Source organism: Paenibacillus faecis (assembly GCF_008084145.1).
GTDB classification, from domain to species: domain Bacteria; phylum Bacillota; class Bacilli; order Paenibacillales; family Paenibacillaceae; genus Fontibacillus; species Fontibacillus faecis.
On sequence record NZ_VSDO01000001.1, the window covers coordinates 559048 to 575526 of the forward strand.

A 16479-nucleotide genomic window follows, 5' to 3' on the forward strand; every position below is an offset into this window, starting at 1 on the left:
TGTTAATATGGCAAGTTGAACTCCTTCCGCTTGATCTCGATTTCATCGTTAATGTACAAAATATAATCGGATAGGGCTTCACGCGGATTTTCGCTGGCATTCACCACTTTTCTAAACGCATTGTCCAAATGCCTGCCCGTGAAGTATCCTCCGGGGACCTGCGGGATGCCTCGTACCCACCGCCATTGATTATCCAAATTCCGATAATCCTTCACCGGCCAAGGCAGCTCCTCCAGCGCTTCGAGGTTTGCCGTCGGATAGCGGGCCGCCTCACCCATCAAGCCTTCCATCTCTCGCCCGTACGCCATTTGCGTCTCTTTGCCGGTCCACCATTTCATAAATTCCCAGGCGCCCTCTTTGTTCTTCGAATTCTGAAGCAGCATGACCGCGGTCGTATGGCTGGCAACTTCGTGGTTTACGGTGCCGTCTTCGCGTTCGGTGCCCGGCACCAATATGAAATCCCAAAGTCCCTTAATCTCGGGAGCCATGACCGTCAGCATGTTGTACGTCGTATAATCCGCAATCCCGATCGGCATTTCCCCGGTCCGGAACCTGTTCGGGAAATCCGCTTGGAGCGGGAACTTGTAGTTGGTATAGAACTGCGTCCACTTCTTGAAGGCTTCCATGGAGATGTCGGAGTCGAGCGCACTTTTCGTGCCGTTATCGCGGTAGAACTGTCCTCCGTTCTGATACAGCAGCATCGCAAACGTCGCATTCGGGACCAGGCTTGCATTGGTGGCTTCCAGCGGCAAATAAAATTCCATGTTGTGCTTCTGCAGCACGGAAATCATGTCATAGATTTCTTGCCAGGTCGCCGGCGGCTTTAAACCCAGTTCCTCCAAAATATCTTTGCGATAGAACAACATCGGGAAGGTTTGCTGCTCCGGCAAGGCGTACACCCCGCCGTTATATTTGTAAGGCTCCAGCCCGCTGTCGCGGAACCTTGTGACCACCTGCTCGAAATCGTCGAATTTCGTCAAATCGGCCGCAGCGCCCCTCATCGCGTAGTTGACCGGCACGTCCTCGCCGATTTGCATGGCGACGTCCGGACCTTCCCCGGCAAGCGTGGCCGGCAGCAGGATATTTCCCGGAACAAGCCGGAGATGCACCGGAATGCCCGAATCCGGCGTAAACGTGTCGTCGATCAACGCTTTCAGTACTTGCGCCTGATCGCGTCCGGTCGTGACCCAAACCGTAAGGGCGTCTTCTTCGTCGCCGGCATTGCCGATCGTGTCATAATCTTCCGTGTACGAAGCCACGTAAGCGCCAAGCTCATGGCCCGCGGCCTCGAGAAACGATGCGTCGGGTTTCGGCAGCTTGCGATCCGGCGAGTGAATGACAAGATAATCGAGCGAGATGGGCTGTTCCTTCATCTGCAGCATCCAGGTTCCCAGGCCGCCTACGTTCACCTTATACGTATCCAGACGCTTGGCGACGGTTTCGGGGTTTTCGGCGAGCTCGTTCAGCTGGTGCACCATCGAATGCAGGACGGCCACCTTGTCGCTTCGCTCACCCGTCGCCGCTTCCAGGTAATCGGCCACGCTTTGAATGATTTCGGCCTGCTTGGCGAACACCTCCACCATATCCGGAATCCGCTTCTCCAATTGATAATCGCGGAACGGATCCGGCGTATTGGAAGTGATCATCAATATTTTGCGGTACATCTCATTCAATTCCAGCACGCTGGATTCGATCGTTTGCAGGAGCGGCGCAATCTCGCCGAGAGACACCATCATTCGGATCCGATGCGTGCCTTTGCTGAAATGGAAAAGATAAGGTTCTTCCTCGCCCAGCACATTCATCTGCCAGTCACGATCGTAATGAAAGCGGATTCGCTTCATTTCCTGAAAGGGAAACTCCCCGTCGATCATCAGGCTTCGGATGGCGAACACGCCACGGAGCTGGTCCTGTTTTTGCTTTAAAGCGATTCGGTATAAACCGTCCTCTTCCACATCGAACTCCCATTCGATCCATTGCCCCGGCAGCTTCCAATTGACGCCTCCGATCGCGTTGATTCTGATTTTGGAAACATCGTACGGCACCACGGTCGGGCTGGATCTGTCGGAGGTTGGATACAAGGTCGGCGACGATTTCCGTTTGGCGTCCTCCGCTTGGATCAGAATGTACTCGCCCCGGGTCGGTTCCAAGCCCTCGGACTCATATTCATTCGCCAGCTCCTCGTACGTTTTCAAGGCATGATCCTGGTACAGCTCGATATAATCAATGGCCATCGGCTCCCGCAAGGACGTTAGCGTCAGCCTTTGCTTGCCTTTCTCAAAATAAAAGGAATACGGCTCGTCATAGTAGCCATACCGATCCGAGAGCGACGCAAGCTGCCAAATCGGTTTCTCGATCTGTCTTGGACGCAAATCGTTTCCGCGGTTATCCCGCCGGATGGCTTCGTCCCGATTTCCCCATACCCTGTCAAAAAGGACGATATCGGCGCCTTTAAAGGGAACTTCCCCGTTGATGGAAAACTGTCTTTCGATCGCCGAACTTTTCCCCTCGATCGGGTAGTAGCGGACCCGTACATGATATAATCCCGGTTCATCCACGTTCACATCCCATGAGATCGAGCCCGTCTCCGGCGTGATCACGGCCTTTCCTTCAAGGCCGGGGAAATTCTCCGCGATTTGGAAGCCCTCGCCGTCGGTTTCCGCATAGGACTCGCCTTCGATGCGAACGATGCGGTCCGGTCGGCTTGCCGATCCATAAGCATCCAAGTATTGCTTATAACCGCCCTGTCCTTCCGTATCCGTGATCGCTTTAAAGTCGGCTTCGGCTTGAACGAAGCCTTGGTTTGAAGGCTTCGAAGCGGAGAAGGCCCAAAGAGACAAAAAAAACAGAACGATGACAAGGATGGCGCCGCGGAAACGCTTTTTTCGAATGTTCAATTGCTCACCCTCCCACACGGTTAATCCATCCAATGACCGCCCCTGCCGCAGCCATGAGCTGCGCAGGGACGATCGGTTCATGGGCGCACATCGTCAAGGTCAAGGACCATATACTTCGTCGATGGCCGCTTGGAACGTTGACTTATACTTCTCAACAACGGTGGAAACAGATATCCCCTCATTCAGCTCCCCGACGAAATCGTAATACTTCAAATTCGGGAATGTATGATGGTCAAGGATAATCATGTTGGGCGCCACCATTTTGGCGTTGTTCAAGTCGTCTTCGCTCGAGAACAACGTTTCGTACCAACCTTGGTCCGGATAATCGTATACAGAATCAATGTCGTTGATTTTCTCCCAGATATAAAGCAACTGTTCCGGATTTCCGACCGCTTTCGGAATGGTCAACGCCTGGAAGAGAGCTTCGGCGGAGTGGTATTCCGTTGCATTCGGCCCTTTGGGGAAAGGCACGAACCCGATATCGTAATCCGGCAAATCCGTCTGCATGCCGCTCATCTCATGGAGGGCACCGGCGTACATTAACGTATTGCCTTGGCGGAAAAATTGGCCGGGTTCCGTCCAGTCACCGCCCTCGGTCGGTCTTGCGATTTTCTCGGTAGCAATACGGGAAACGAAACGAAGTGCATCCAATGTTGCAGGATCATCCAGATTTTGCTTGTCTTCTTTGGTCAGACTTGTATTGTTGGAATACAAGGCTTGATCCATAAGCGAGGAGTTTGCGAGCCCCCATGTGTCCAGCTTGCCATCGTTGTTCGTATCCTTGTTGGCTTCTTTAGCCACTTGTATGAATGTATCCCAATTCCAGTTATCTTCGTTCACGTAATCTTGCAGCGGCTTTAAGCCAAGCTGGTTCATAAGTGTACGATTGTAAAAGATGCCTTGAACCAGGTTTGCCTGGTTTTCGGTAAACCCGTACCCCCTGCCTTTATACGTGTAATATTCGTTCGTAACCTTTTGATTAAAGGCGACGGGATTTTTGGTGTATTCGTCGATCGGCCAGAGCAGATCCTGTTTAACCAGGGCAGGTACCGTGTAGGTTTTGCCAAGGCGAACGATATCGCCGATCGGCTCGCCGGCGAGCAGCGACGCGGTAACTTTCTGCTGATATTCGCCGTAGTCGATGGCCACGTACTCCACTTTAAAATTATGCTTTTTCATCAGGTCTTCAAGGTTCTTCTTGCGCTCAATATTGTCGGGGGTATCCTCCGGAATCGTCATATCCCACCAAGAGACGATTTTGATCGTCTTGCCGCCCAAATCAAAATCCATTTCCGGCGTTCTGTAGACTTCCTCCCCGCCGCTGTTTTCCGTCTCGCCCGCTCCCTTCGCCGTGCCCTTGTCGGTGCCCCCATTCGTCTCCGATTTTACCGTTTCTTGGGTACCGCCGCTTGGGTTTCCTGGACCTCCGCTGCAGGCTGTAAGCAGCAGTGCCAATCCTAATAACAGAACCATGAATCCACGAACTCGCATCTGTAATCCCCCCTAAAGGTTGATAATTTGCCATCGCCATCCAAAGTTTAGCGCTTACATTGAACGCTCAACAACCCGAGGAAATGGAGTTGTTCCACCTGTGTAAAGCTAGGTAGCGCGTAAGTTCCGCCGCATCCTTGATCCAGGAGGGATAAAAGGTAAAGAACGGCTAGCAATACAAAAAAAAGCACATTGTGGAAAGAGAAGCCGGCAAACATAATGTAAGCGTATTCTTTTTTCTTGCTAATGTTTTGCACAATGTTTTGAACTGGGAGGGATTCATTATGTTTAAGGTGCTGTACATCCATTTGAGCCGCTATGCCGAAAGCGACATCGATCGCCTTCTGGATTGGAGTATGCCGGGGGTTCCTGACACGTGCGGCAATGATCGCAACGCCTTGCTGCGTATGCTCGCGGAGAACTCCTATTCGCTCGTCATCATCAACACGAACGGTACACAAATGGAAGGGGCGGAAACGAAACAGCATCATGGCGAGAACGTGATTCACAAAGTAAAGGAATATGTCGATAAAATGCTGCATACCAACATCACGTTAAAAGAAATATCGAGAAAATTTCATTTCAACTGTTCCTACCTTGGCCAAAAATTTAAACACCAGGAAAACATGAGTTTTAACGAATACTTGTTTATGCAGCGCATGGAAAGGGCAAAAATATTGCTTGAGCAAACGGACTTGAAGGTTTACGAAATTGCGAAAAGAGTGGGTTATACAGAACTCGACTGGTTCTATAAGCGGTTTAAAACATATACCGGCGTAAGCGCGAACGAATATCGAAAGATGGCCGCCTCTTAAAACACGCCAAAAAGAGACGTTCCGGCAACGAACGTCTCTTTTGAGCTCGATCTTACTTATTCAATATTTCATGAGCCTTTGTTCTGACAAAAGCCAACTCGGCTTCGCTCATGTTGCAGTATTCGCTGTTTTCGTTTGTGGTGTTGGCGTCTTGGACATACGTCATCACCGTGTCCTTTTGCATAATCGTATAAAACCAGGTATCCTGAGGGATGTTGTAGACCTTCCCCGGTTCCATCTCGATCAGTTCAATGTCGAACCGATCGTCCTTTCGATCCGCTGCCAGCAGAATCGCTTTGCCCCGGATCAAAATGAACTGTTCATCGGTTTCGCGATGGACTTCGAGACGATAAATGCCGTCGATATCATTATCCGGTTTCCAGTTTTTGATGCAAACCAGCCATTTGTCATTTTTGTACACGCATTTGATGCCTTCGCCTTCATGAATAAATATATCCGCCTTCATCGGCTTACCATTCCTTTCGCGTTTCGCAGATAGGTATTAGGATAAGTGCTTTTCAAACCAGGTCAAGGAATCCCGCATCGCTTTTTCCGGATCCAAAATGTATCTTCGATCCAGCAGTTCCAGGCCCAGATATCCCTTGTAATCGATATCGTTCAGCGCCTTTAACGCCTCGGCCATGTCGAGCTTGCCTTCTCCCGGAACCAGATGTCCCCCGGGATTGCCGTCGACGAAATGCACATGGTTTAAATCATCCCCAAGCTCCCTGATGAAGTCGTGAATTGTATCTTTGCCTGTAGTCGCCATAACGTCCGTATCCGCCAGCCCTTTCAAATTGGGGCTCCCGACTTCTTGGATCATCTGTGCGATGTGCGCCGCGCTGTTAAACACGTGCGTGGTAAAGGAGGTAAACGCCTCCACGGGAAGGTAGACTCCTTCTTTTTCCGCCGTTTTGCAGATTTCGCCCAAAGATTCCCGGATCCATTTCCACGTTTCCGTCTCATCGGCGTCCAAATAAGCGATGCCTGTCGTCACCAGCACTCGGTCGCATTCCAGAAGCGACGCCGCTTCAATATGCCGGCGGAAAAACTCCACGCTTTGTTTGCGGTAGTCCGGATCGGGGTGGCTGATGCTGATCGGATAAACAAACTGCTCGGGGGTCAGACAGATGACCTTTAGCCCGCGTTCCTTGATTTTTTTGTTTAACTGTTTGACATCTTCCAGCGAAAAATAGTCCAGATGAAAATGCGGTCCCGATGCCCATAACTCGATATTCCGAAAGCCCAACCTGACAGCGGAGTCCAAAAAGTAATCCAGGGAATACCTTTTGTAATGATAGTTCGCGGCTGCCACTTGAGAGAGTTGTACCATAGTCCGAACGCCTCCTTATTTTGTCCTGCTAAATATACTGACTTCTAAACTAAAACGCTTCCAATTAAGGTAGCAACAATGACGGAGGTCAAGGTGTTGATTAATCCCGGTATCATAAAGCTGTGATTGAGCACAAACCTGCCGATTTTGGTCGTTCCCGCGGTATCAAACGAGATAGCGGCAAGGCACTGCGATGCGACCGGCAAAAAGTAATTGGCATTGACGGCCATCCACGCTCCAATAATGATGTAAGGAGGTAGATCAAGCGCGATGGCGATCGGGACCATAATCAATGTCGTGGCACCTTGACTTGTCGTCAGGGCGGCGACAATAAACATGATCACGGCGAGCATCCAGGGATAACTATTTACGATCGTAGCGACATGTTCTTGGATAAAGGCGGTTTGGCCGTTGATAAAGGTGCTGCTCATCCACGCGAGTCCAAAAGCGCAAACCATCGCCAGCGCCCCGGCCCTGAAGATGGGGCCGTTAAGGATCGTTTCAATCGCCGGACGGCCAAAGATAATGATCAGCGTGGCGCAAACCAGCATAATAATTTCAATCGTATTCGGCATCGATAAGATCGTAGTCTCGCCGCCTTGCACCCAGGATGGACGCAGGTTGTTAAACAGACCCATGATGACAATCGCCAGAACACCCAGCAAAAAGAGGACAACCGAAACTTTCGCTCCTCTTGGTACGGCTTGTTTCTCGGTCTTCTGTTCCGGTTTGACAATTAATCCTTCCGCGAGCCTCCGCAAATATTCCGGATCTTCCGCCAACTCCTTGCCCTTGCGAATCGTCAGCAGCGCACTTGCAACAACGCCCAGTAAGGTAGCCGGTATGGCAATGGCCAAGATGGTTCCCAAGCCCACCCCAAGGGGAGCCATAAATCCGATCATGGCCGCGGTCGCCGCCGATACCGGCGAGCAGGTGATGGCCTGCTGGGACGCGATGATACTGTTCGAAATCGGTCGCTCCGGCCTGATTTTGTTATCGATGGCCAGTTCGTTGATAATCGGCAATAAACTGTAGACGACATGTCCCGTCCCCGACATGAACGTAAATAACCAGGAAATAATCGGAGCTATAATCGTAATATTTTTAGGCGACTTACTTAGCATTTTTTCCGCAAGATGGACGAGAAAATTAAGCCCGCCCGAAGATTGCAGCGCGGAGGCCGCCAGTACGACCGCCAAAATAATCAACATGACATCGATGGGAGGGGCCGCCGGCTGGACGTGAAAGATGAATATAAATATAGCCACGCCCACGCCGCCGAGCAAGCCCATAAATACGTCGCCTTTTCTGGCGCCAAAGAAGATGAGCAAAATGATGATGAACAGCTGTAACCAAAACATGAAGGTTCACCCTCCTTATGTGATTTTGCCGACTTGTCTAAACTATCGCGGCATCTGCTGCGCTATCTCTGCATACGCTTACAAATCCCCGATTAAAGGTGTCTCTTTTTGAGTCGGAGGGTTGCTCTACAGGATGGCCGTTCCATGCCCGAAAGCGCCGTTGATCCGGCAAATCTTCGCGGCAAAGGCGGCCCCTTGCTCCATGCTTGCTTTGATTTTTCGCAGCATCTCCTCATCCGAATCCGCGAATAGGGTGCCGTTTTCCGAGCTTCTGATCATCCCTATCAGAAAAGCGGTTAAATAGGAATCGCCCGCACCCATCGTGTCTACCGTTTCCGTCAATACAGCCGGTTGGTAGATCCATTGATCTTTGTAAAGCGCGAACGAACCGTTCTCTCCCACCGTACCGATAACCAATTTGGAGCCGAACGCCTGAGCTTTCCTCATCTCTCGTTCCCGTTCGCTCTCCGTTATATGGCTGCAGGACAGGAAGGAAATGTCCGCATACCGGCATACCCGCTCCAAGTACTCGTCGTTCCAACGCACCGAAAAGTCAAAGGAGACCGGTACATGGCTTGTTTTTAAGGTCGCCAGATCCTCCTCGATATAGCTGTTCAGGCTGGTATGGATCACGGAGAACTGTTTAATGTAATCGAGGTCGTCTTCCGTAAAATTCCAGGGCTTTTCTTTCGCGATGCCGCCTTTGTTCGAACCCAGAAATACACGGTCCCCGTTTTCCAACGTTACCCGCGCGTATCCGTTCTCTCCCTCGAATATCCGGCAACGGCTATGTTCAATCTCCAGTTCATCCAAGACACGCTGTATATAGTGAGCGACTTGATCGTTGCCGAATTTCCCCAAATAAGACGAGTTCATTCCGCACATGCGGGCATAGGCGCTAAAATTCAAGGCGTTTCCGCCAGGATACATCACACCCTGGTGGACATACTTGTCGACTACGTTGTCGCCGATCCCGATAACCTTATATTGTTCCATAAAAATAATCCCCTCTAAGGCTGCTAATGTAGGTAAACTTAATATTCAACCTTCCACATATATCTGCGGGTGGTAAGCGGATGCTGTCTTTCCGCCGCCAAAGCTTGATTGTAAACGGGGTAAACGTTGTTAAACAGGGAATGGTTGAAATAATCGACCACGGCAGCGTCGATCGTGGAAAGGCCCAAATCCTTGGCATCCAAGACTTCCACTCGCTTGGCATACCGGTTCAGGAACTTCAGGGCTCTTTCATCCAGCGGCCGGGTGCTTCCTTCGGAAATCTGAATGACGAACGGAATTTCCGCATCCGTAATTTCGAATGGCCCGTGGAAGAATTCACCCGAATGAATGCTGGAGGAGTTGATCCACTGCATTTCCATAAAGATACAGATGCTTTCCATATAAGCGGCCCCGTAACCGGCCCCGCTGGCCATCGTATAAATCACGTTATCGTCCTTGTGATTCTTCGCGAACGTCAAAGCGCGTTTGGCCACATGTTTGCAAGCGCTTTTAACAATATGATCGATTTTGGCCACTCCATCGAGGAATGAATTGTAGTGCTCGTATCCCTCAGTTTGATTCAATGCCTCTACCGCCGTCAACAGGGCTTTTATGGTTTTCTCCCCAGCAATATCCTTACCTTCGCCAAAGGTGTACTTAACCACATAATCGGCATGCTCCGTAATCGGCGAATCCGTAATCCAGGTTAACGCGATGACCGGAACGCCCGCCTTTTTGCCGATCTCGGCCGCTTTCACGGTCTCCGGCGTATTGCCTTTATGGGAGGCTACGACCAGTACCGAATTTTCGCCAAACGCCTTCGGTGTGTTGTGTACGAACTCATTGCTGTTGTACAAACCTACTTTAATGTCCTTGGCCTCTTTTTCCAGAAACGTCTTCGCCGGATAAAAAGCGCCATAAGAACCGCCGCAAGCTACATAATAAACTTGTTTAATACCTCCGACCTCTTGCTTCTCCGCCACAATTTCTGCAATAATTTGTTTTATATCCATGGCCTTCTCCTTGTATGATACATTTAGTTTTCTCTACATTCCCCACCGGTGAATTGTATTGGAATGTCTTAACTGAAGAATAACACATAGTAATACATTATACAAGTGTGGTTCGCTGTTTTTTTTGTACACAGTCTGTACATATTGTTATAATATAGAAGTAAGGTAACATAACAATATAATACAAAGTTTTTTTGGAGGTAAAACCATGGTCGATCATACGGAATCCGCACCGTTATATAAGCAGCTGCAGGACAAAATTTTGGACTCCATTCATAACGGCACGCTGAAACCGGGGGACAAACTCCCGACGGAATTGGAATTAAGCGAAACCAACAACGTGAGCCGCGTCACCGTCCGCGCCGCTCTTGACTCCCTCACCTCTGAAGGGTATTTGGTGCGCATTCCCGGAAAAGGCACATTTATTACGAAAGAGAAGATCAGGAAGAACGTCACGGAGACGATTGGATTTAGCGATACTTGCAGACTGCAAAATAAAGTGCCCGGCGCCAAAGTCATCAAATGCGTGATTGAAGAGGCTACTACCGCGGATCAAGAGCACTTGGGTTTACAGCCCGGGGATAAAATCATTAACATCGAAAGAATCAGATATGCCGACGATGTCCCCGTATCCGTGGAATACACCCGTCTTCCTTCGTCCTACTCCTTTTTGCTGCACGAGGATTTAAATCATAAATCACTGTACGAGCTCTTAAGAAATAAACACAACATTACCTTCGGCATTTCCCGTAAATACATCGTCCTGGAATACGCTTCCTTCGATGTGGCCACCTACTTGAATATCGAGGAGGGCCATCCTTTGTTATGTATCCGAAGTACCGTCAGCAGCCCGGACGGCAAAAAAATCCACCGCTCCAAGCAGTTGATCTTGGGGGACCGGTTTGAACTGATCGTTTAAATCGAGTAGGAGTGGGCGGCTAATCCCCGTCCTCTCACACCACCGTATATGCGGGGCCGCATGGTTCCAAAAGGTTAACAAAGCTCCATATAACATAAAAGCAAACTTTTCAGCCCTTTCGATTCCCAATAGGAAGCCCTAAGGGCATTATTCGTGTTCCGAGACATTTCCCATGCGCCTCGCCGAGAGTTGGCCATAACATAGCAGACCCATTCCGGGACTCCGAATACCCGAAGTTCTCGGATTCGGGTGTGCACCCGTTTCCACTGTTTCCACAGGCACATTCGGAGTCTTCAACGAATCCATTAGTCGAACCTCTCGCAATGGCCTTTTGCAGACGCTATTCGGTAGTATCCACTCTTAGCCCATCAGTAACGGTTTTACCTTGAGATTCGCTCTTTCATCGATATGGAGCGTGTGCGACTCGTCAGCTCCCGGACTTTCTCCTTAAACCGGGAAAAGATCATGGGAGCCAGCCGAATCGTCACCTGCTTGTTGGACAGGGCTAAATCCGAGGGATTTCCGCTTCCACGGCCAGTCCGATTCACTTTCAGCTTCAGCTTTTCTTCTACAAAGTGTGTTATCGATTTCATCACACGCTCGCCTGCACGCTTGCTTGCGACAAAGATGTTGCAGTCGTCTGAATAGCGGACGAATCGCAAGCCTCGTTTGGTGAGTTCCTTATCCAGATCCATCCAGCAGAATGTTCGCCAGAAGCGGGCTGAGTGGACCGCCTTGCGGTGTCCCCTCCCCCGTCTTCTGGCAGATCCCCCCCATGACTCTTGGCGGCTTGGGATTTCGTTGTGTTGAGGCAACTCATCCAACTCCCCCCGCCTCGAATCCAGTTCGTATACCTTGGTCCGTGCATTTGCCTCTGGCTTCCTTCAGATTCCACCTCACGATGGACACCCTTGCCCTTGGCTAACGGTAGGCGCTCACCAGCCCCCGTTCGGGACTCTCACCCTAGAGATGACACCCATGCTGGGCGTACTTTTAAAAAAATGATCGCAGATTTTAACCTGCGATCATTTTAATATTAAAGGAATTATACGTTTCCTACGACATTAAGTTGAATTGGGTATTCGGATAATCAAGAATCCTTCACTTCTTCTTCTAAAACTCATGATACAGCTTCATGAGCACTCTTTTCTCAATCCACGATACATAACTCCGGCTTATTCCAACCTCCATGGCGATTTCCTGCTGCGTCCGTACTTCCCCGCCATGCTCCAGGCCAAAAATAGCCTCCTGCTCGCGTTCATCCAGAATATCGAGGTCCTGATAAATCTTGTTCTTCTCCATTTTCAGTTCCACATGGTCCGCGACTTCATCGTTCTCGCTGACCAGAATATCCATGAGCGTAATTTCATTGCCTTCTTTATTCGTTCCAATCGGACATGCAGGGATACATCTTTGCGTGTTTTCTTGAGGGAACGCAGACGCATCAGGATTTCATTCTCTATACAGCGGGCTGCGAACGTAGCCAGCTTAGTTCCCTTATTCGGGCGGTAGCTCTCGATTGCCTTGATTAGACCGATTGTACCGGTGGAAGTCAAATGTACTATCGAATTTTTGACGTTGTGGACACGAAGCGATGTCATTGGTGCCGTTGTCTGTGTGATGACTAAACTAACGTTTCCCGTTAAAATCATCGCAATTACCAATAAAGTCATCTATGGATAAATGATTGTACCCTGTTGATAACGTAGAACGGCTTGGATTTTGTCGTATGTACTAAATTTAGCCATATAAAAACTGCACCTCCAATAGTTAGATGGTGTCTAACAATTGGGGTGCAGTTCATTTCCATAGGAAATGAAGTGGTTTTATTTTTTGTATAAAAAAAACCAGTTCGACTGAGGGTTCAGGAAAGCTTATAGCTATGAGTAAAAATCCCTTGAACTTCATGATAAGATGATAGCCGGTTTGCCAACCGCATCATCAGGATCAAGGAGGACGAGGAAATGGATAAAAGCAGTCTAGCACATAGACGATGGAACTGCTAATACCACATCGTATTTGCGCCGAAGTATTGCAAGCAAGTAATTTATGGGAAATAAAAAAAGAGAAATTGGGAAAATCATACGAGAGTTGTGCGAGCGAAAAGGAGTAGAGATTTTGGATGCGGAGGCGTGTGTTGCATATCATGCATTCGCACCTACATGTTATTTCTCGATTTAGTGACGAACCTTATGCTGGCAAAGGGATTAGACACTGGCTAAAAAGCGTAGATAACAAGCGAAATACATCAGCCCGTTTTAAATGACATTATCGTATTGAAATTTGGTTTCTGACACGATGTCAGTAGAATTGCATTTGAAACTGTCTTTTCATCCTGGTTTTTAATCAATTCAAGAAATCGAAACCAAAACAAGTAATTATCCAGTCTACTTTGTTACAATACAAATGTACTAATTGTCTCTTTTTTCACATATTTTATTCCATATGCTTAAAGTCTTTTTCTTCCCTCTTGCCCGTCGGTGCTACACCAATAGAATAAATTTTTTTATTTCGGTAGGAATAATAATAGTTTACGTCAGGTTCATCTTTGTATATTACTTTAATTCGATACTGATCATATCCAATAAGTTTATTTCCCCAATGAAAATTTATATTAAGGTAGTAATCACTCTGACTGTATCCATGATTTTTTAAATGATTTATAATTGCCTCTTTAACCTGATCTTTTTGCAACAACGGGGTAATTACCAAACTATATGTGGGGATAGCAACAACAATTAGTGTCAGTATAGCAATAATATACTTTCTTGATCTTCTCATGAATCTCCCCCTAACCGCTCAACTAAAAATTTAGGCAATTTCAATAAATCACTGCACTTTTATGTATATAATATTTTGGTGATGTTTATTCTTGTTAAACAGTAATTTATTTTTTTGTATTACTATTAATATTTGATACAATTTGCATAGATTTTAAAGTAACATTTTTTCCAAATCCAATGCTTGATATTATTTTTTTCTTCTCTTTATTAATTATTGATATTGAGTTGTTACCATCATTAATTACAAAAAGGTAGTTACCCAAAACTTGAATCTCCGTTGGGCTGTTTAATCCTTGTATATTTCCAAGAGATTTCCCTGTATTTATATTAATTAATGATATCATATCTCCTTTTCTATCGGAATAGCTGTATTTATCGTTATGTGTAATGTAGGCGACTCCCTTATCATCTATTAATATATCTCTTGCGCCTGGGTCGACAGGAAAGTTTTTTATTAGTTTGCCATTAGAATCATACCCTAGTAGCCTACAATCATCAAATTGTTCAGGATCTAATGGCATTTCTATTATAAAAATTGTTCCATTTCTGCTAATATACATCCCTTTCGGGCTATAATCAAAACCTTGTGGTGTTAGTATACGTTGCTCATTGTTGTCCAAATTTATTTTAAGAATATAATTATCAGGTACTTCCTTATAACCGAGTTCATTAGCTTTTACCACGGTCATGAAAAGATAATTATCATAAATTTGATAGTTGAGCATCACCCCTTTTATTCCGATTTCTCCAATCTTCTGATTCGTAACTGTATCTATAATATCTAGTGGAATACCCTTTTTGTAAACATTAGGTTTTATTGCTGATAAGATATACGCTCTATGTCTCTTGGAATCAGAAACAATACTAGAAGGGCCATCATGTTCTAAAGCTATTTTGGAAATTTTATCAGGTTGTAAAACCACATATTTATTATTAAGTTGTCCACCAAGCTTGTCATAGAAAGTTCCTAAGACTTTGCTCGATGAGATGCTTTTTAGTGCAAATAATATATCCCCGTCCTTCTTAAAGTCGACTGTCTTTTTTATATAATCAACTTTTACATCGCTTAATTTTGTTATATTTACTATACCTAAATTCCCCCCCTCATTAATATAAATATTTAATTTACCATTTGCATTACTATTTTCATCATCTATAATTTTATTATTGGAAGTACAAGCTGTTACTAAAAAAGATAGTATTAAAGATAGAAGTATGACTTTCGTTTTAAAGTACATATACTATCATCCCACCCATAAAATAGATTATTAATATCCAAAATCACGTGAAACCAATTCAATAATATTTTTTTTATTTAAGAGAAGGAACACTTTATAGTGCCCCTTCTCTTCTTTATCTTAATAATATGCAGCTGCTAAATAGGTTTTTGATGACTGGAGTATATCATCTGGGAATACCCAATAGCCGCCATTATAATCTAAATCGATTGCCATCATATCATAACCCCTCCAAGCAACCTTTGAGCAGTACCATGAATCATCATCATCTTTCCCAGCATACCAATAATAAGTTTCCCCATAACCTGCTAAGGAGTATGCCCAGTTAAAAGCTGATGCTTGCGTAGCTGTAGTATAACCTGTGGTTAGTACATAAGCATCGTCATGATTTCTCCATTGATCAACCGTTTCCCAAGTTACTCCAATATCAGGTTGAGCTGTATAGATACACACATCTGATGTTGTACCATCATATATACCGGCATGATTTATATATCCTTGAATACTCAAACCAGGATCATTTTGAAGAACAATATCACCTTTATCTCTTCCTTGTAGCGTTAGACTATTGACTCCGTCTCCGTTTCCTCCAATATTACCACTAATTGAAATCTCTCCATTTGGAGTAATATCTAGTCCATTTGATTCAATACCTTGTTTTTTATTAAACTCTTTTAGTTTATCAGTGTATTCTTTAAGTGCGTTCTCAACATTTTCAATCTCCTTTGAGGCTACCTCATCGTTAGCCTTTATTTTGGACTTATTAACGCGTAAAGTACCATCTTGATTAAAAGATATAGCATTCATAATTGAACTGTCAGTACTATTAATAACGTTTAGAAAGTTATCTTTTCCTGTAGCGGCATCGGCTTCCTTAATTTTCTCTATTAGATCAGTTTTAGATAAATATTGCTCAGGTGTTCTTGGTTCATTCGATACGTGTTTTAAATCTTCATTTGTCAAAAGCATATTCGAGTCTTTATCTATCAGAGACATGGTTAGATCTTTGTCAGCAGTAGCTGCTGACACCGGAGCAGCAACACAAGATAAAATTAATCCAAAAGCAAGGATAATACTAGAAGCTGATTTAATCATCTAAAACACCCTCCTATTTTTGGTTATATTGACCGGTAAATTGTAATATTACCATATGTATCCACGTCGGCGTGCATAATATTTGTTATTTTTGTGTATTATTTGAAATCATTTCAATATTTAAAAATATTCTTTTGATTCAACAGTAGTTGGACCAAAAGAGGGCTTTATTAACTGATTAGAAAGTTCAATATTTTAAAAAAGCTCCTACGAAATTAGGAAAATTTAGAAATATTGCTCATATTTGGTCTCTTCTTTTTTTAATCATATCGATCAAACTTCAAAAGTAAGTCCAGCGTCTCCTAGACAACTGGATATCCTGATCGATTACTTGGAGTTTTAGTCTAGATAGACTTTTCGAAAAATCTCATCCTCAATAACCGTAACACAACAGATAATCAGAAGTACTTCAGCTATTTTTATAAAAAGATCCTGTCCCAAAAGGATATGAAGTGGTTTTATTAACTAGAAAATTAGTTTTATGATTATGTTTGCACCTAATCTACTTGAACGGGAGGCAAGGTAACCATGGACGCCGGAA

Annotated in this window: 12 protein-coding genes and 3 pseudogenes; 3 read left to right on the plus strand and 12 right to left on the minus strand. The window is 45.8% G+C overall.

The annotated features are described in order from the left end of the window. Positions 1 to 2 precede the first annotated feature (2 nt). Both FRY98_RS02585 and FRY98_RS02590 read right to left on the minus strand, forming a co-directional pair. Positions 3 to 2894 carry an extracellular solute-binding protein gene (locus FRY98_RS02585; RefSeq protein WP_148450187.1) on the minus strand — a complete coding sequence of 964 codons (2892 nt, stop codon included), beginning with the start codon at positions 2892 to 2894 and terminating at the stop codon, positions 3 to 5. Positions 2895 to 2993: 99 nt separating this feature from the next. Then, on the minus strand, positions 2994 to 4385 hold the full coding sequence (locus FRY98_RS02590) for an ABC transporter substrate-binding protein (protein WP_148450188.1): 1392 nt from the start codon (positions 4383 to 4385) through the stop codon (positions 2994 to 2996). Between the two features lie 284 nt (positions 4386 to 4669). Here FRY98_RS02590 and FRY98_RS02595 point away from each other — a divergent pair, with 284 nt between their 5' ends. Further along, entirely contained in the window at positions 4670 to 5200 is a 531-nt protein-coding gene (locus tag FRY98_RS02595) for a helix-turn-helix transcriptional regulator (RefSeq protein WP_148450189.1), read from the plus strand. A gap of 52 nt (positions 5201 to 5252) precedes the next feature. Here FRY98_RS02595 and FRY98_RS02600 read toward each other — a convergent pair whose 3' ends face one another. The 5 genes from FRY98_RS02600 to FRY98_RS02620 form a co-directional block, all read right to left on the minus strand. After that, positions 5253 to 5666 carry a cupin gene (locus FRY98_RS02600; protein WP_148450190.1) on the minus strand — a complete coding sequence of 138 codons (414 nt, stop codon included), beginning with the start codon at positions 5664 to 5666 and terminating at the stop codon, positions 5253 to 5255. Positions 5667 to 5702: 36 nt separating this feature from the next. Next, the gene (locus FRY98_RS02605) at positions 5703 to 6533 is read right to left on the minus strand and encodes a sugar phosphate isomerase/epimerase family protein (protein ID WP_148450191.1); all 831 of its coding nucleotides are present in this window, start codon (positions 6531 to 6533) and stop codon (positions 5703 to 5705) included. Positions 6534 to 6577: 44 nt separating this feature from the next. Next, on the minus strand, positions 6578 to 7894 hold the full coding sequence (locus FRY98_RS02610; RefSeq protein ID WP_148450192.1) for an anaerobic C4-dicarboxylate transporter family protein: 1317 nt from the start codon (positions 7892 to 7894) through the stop codon (positions 6578 to 6580). 126 nt (positions 7895 to 8020) lie between these two features. Continuing rightward, entirely contained in the window at positions 8021 to 8890 is an 870-nt protein-coding gene (locus FRY98_RS02615) for a fructoselysine 6-kinase (protein ID WP_148450193.1), read from the minus strand. 38 nt (positions 8891 to 8928) lie between these two features. Then, positions 8929 to 9903, minus strand: a complete 975-nt coding sequence (locus FRY98_RS02620; RefSeq protein WP_148450194.1) for an SIS domain-containing protein — start codon at positions 9901 to 9903, stop codon at positions 8929 to 8931. A 208-nt stretch (positions 9904 to 10111) separates the two neighbouring features. Between FRY98_RS02620 and FRY98_RS02625 the strand changes: the two genes are divergently transcribed. Then, on the plus strand, positions 10112 to 10822 hold the full coding sequence (locus tag FRY98_RS02625; RefSeq protein WP_148450195.1) for a GntR family transcriptional regulator: 711 nt from the start codon (positions 10112 to 10114) through the stop codon (positions 10820 to 10822). A 74-nt stretch (positions 10823 to 10896) separates the two neighbouring features. Here FRY98_RS02625 and FRY98_RS29395 read toward each other — a convergent pair. Together FRY98_RS29395 and FRY98_RS02635 are read right to left on the minus strand one after the other, a co-directional pair. Continuing rightward, positions 10897 to 11596: pseudogene (locus FRY98_RS29395) on the minus strand (reverse transcriptase domain-containing protein); the annotation flags it as partial. 339 nt (positions 11597 to 11935) lie between these two features. Beyond that, positions 11936 to 12378 (minus strand): annotated as a pseudogene (locus FRY98_RS02635) (sigma-70 family RNA polymerase sigma factor); the annotation flags it as partial. Between the two features lie 456 nt (positions 12379 to 12834). On the opposite strand from FRY98_RS02635, the pseudogene FRY98_RS28815 reads away from it, so the two are divergent. Then, positions 12835 to 12958 (plus strand): annotated as a pseudogene (locus FRY98_RS28815) (transposase); the annotation flags it as partial. Positions 12959 to 13258: 300 nt separating this feature from the next. Here FRY98_RS28815 and FRY98_RS02650 read toward each other — a convergent pair. The 3 genes from FRY98_RS02650 to FRY98_RS02660 form a co-directional block, all read right to left on the minus strand. Further along, positions 13259 to 13603, minus strand: coding sequence for a DUF3139 domain-containing protein (locus FRY98_RS02650; RefSeq protein WP_148450196.1), 345 nt, complete (start codon positions 13601 to 13603; stop codon positions 13259 to 13261). A 106-nt stretch (positions 13604 to 13709) separates the two neighbouring features. Continuing rightward, the gene (locus tag FRY98_RS02655) at positions 13710 to 14843 is read right to left on the minus strand and encodes a YncE family protein (protein WP_148450197.1); all 1134 of its coding nucleotides are present in this window, start codon (positions 14841 to 14843) and stop codon (positions 13710 to 13712) included. Positions 14844 to 14963: 120 nt separating this feature from the next. Then, complete coding sequence (locus tag FRY98_RS02660) at positions 14964 to 15938, minus strand: YiiX/YebB-like N1pC/P60 family cysteine hydrolase (protein ID WP_148450198.1); 975 nt, start codon at positions 15936 to 15938, stop codon at positions 14964 to 14966. Between the last annotated feature and the right edge of the window lie 541 nt (positions 15939 to 16479).

Bases quoted from the DNA above. Each gene is read 5' to 3' on its own strand.
- FRY98_RS02625 (WP_148450195.1), top strand. From the start codon at position 10,112: ATGGTCGATCATACGGAATCCGCACCGTTATATAAGCAGCTGCAGGAC.
- FRY98_RS02595 (WP_148450189.1), top strand. From the start codon at position 4,670: ATGTTTAAGGTGCTGTACATCCATTTGAGCCGCTATGCCGAAAGCGAC.
- FRY98_RS02600 (WP_148450190.1), bottom strand. From the start codon at position 5,666: ATGAAGGCGGATATATTTATTCATGAAGGCGAAGGCATCAAATGCGTG.
- FRY98_RS02605 (WP_148450191.1), bottom strand. From the start codon at position 6,533: ATGGTACAACTCTCTCAAGTGGCAGCCGCGAACTATCATTACAAAAGG.
- FRY98_RS02615 (WP_148450193.1), bottom strand. From the start codon at position 8,890: ATGGAACAATATAAGGTTATCGGGATCGGCGACAACGTAGTCGACAAG.
- FRY98_RS02620 (WP_148450194.1), bottom strand. From the start codon at position 9,903: ATGGATATAAAACAAATTATTGCAGAAATTGTGGCGGAGAAGCAAGAG.
- FRY98_RS02660 (WP_148450198.1), bottom strand. From the start codon at position 15,938: ATGATTAAATCAGCTTCTAGTATTATCCTTGCTTTTGGATTAATTTTA.
- FRY98_RS02655 (WP_148450197.1), bottom strand. From the start codon at position 14,843: ATGTACTTTAAAACGAAAGTCATACTTCTATCTTTAATACTATCTTTT.
- FRY98_RS02650 (WP_148450196.1), bottom strand. From the start codon at position 13,603: ATGAGAAGATCAAGAAAGTATATTATTGCTATACTGACACTAATTGTT.
- FRY98_RS02590 (WP_148450188.1), bottom strand. From the start codon at position 4,385: ATGCGAGTTCGTGGATTCATGGTTCTGTTATTAGGATTGGCACTGCTG.
- FRY98_RS02610 (WP_148450192.1), bottom strand. From the start codon at position 7,894: ATGTTTTGGTTACAGCTGTTCATCATCATTTTGCTCATCTTCTTTGGC.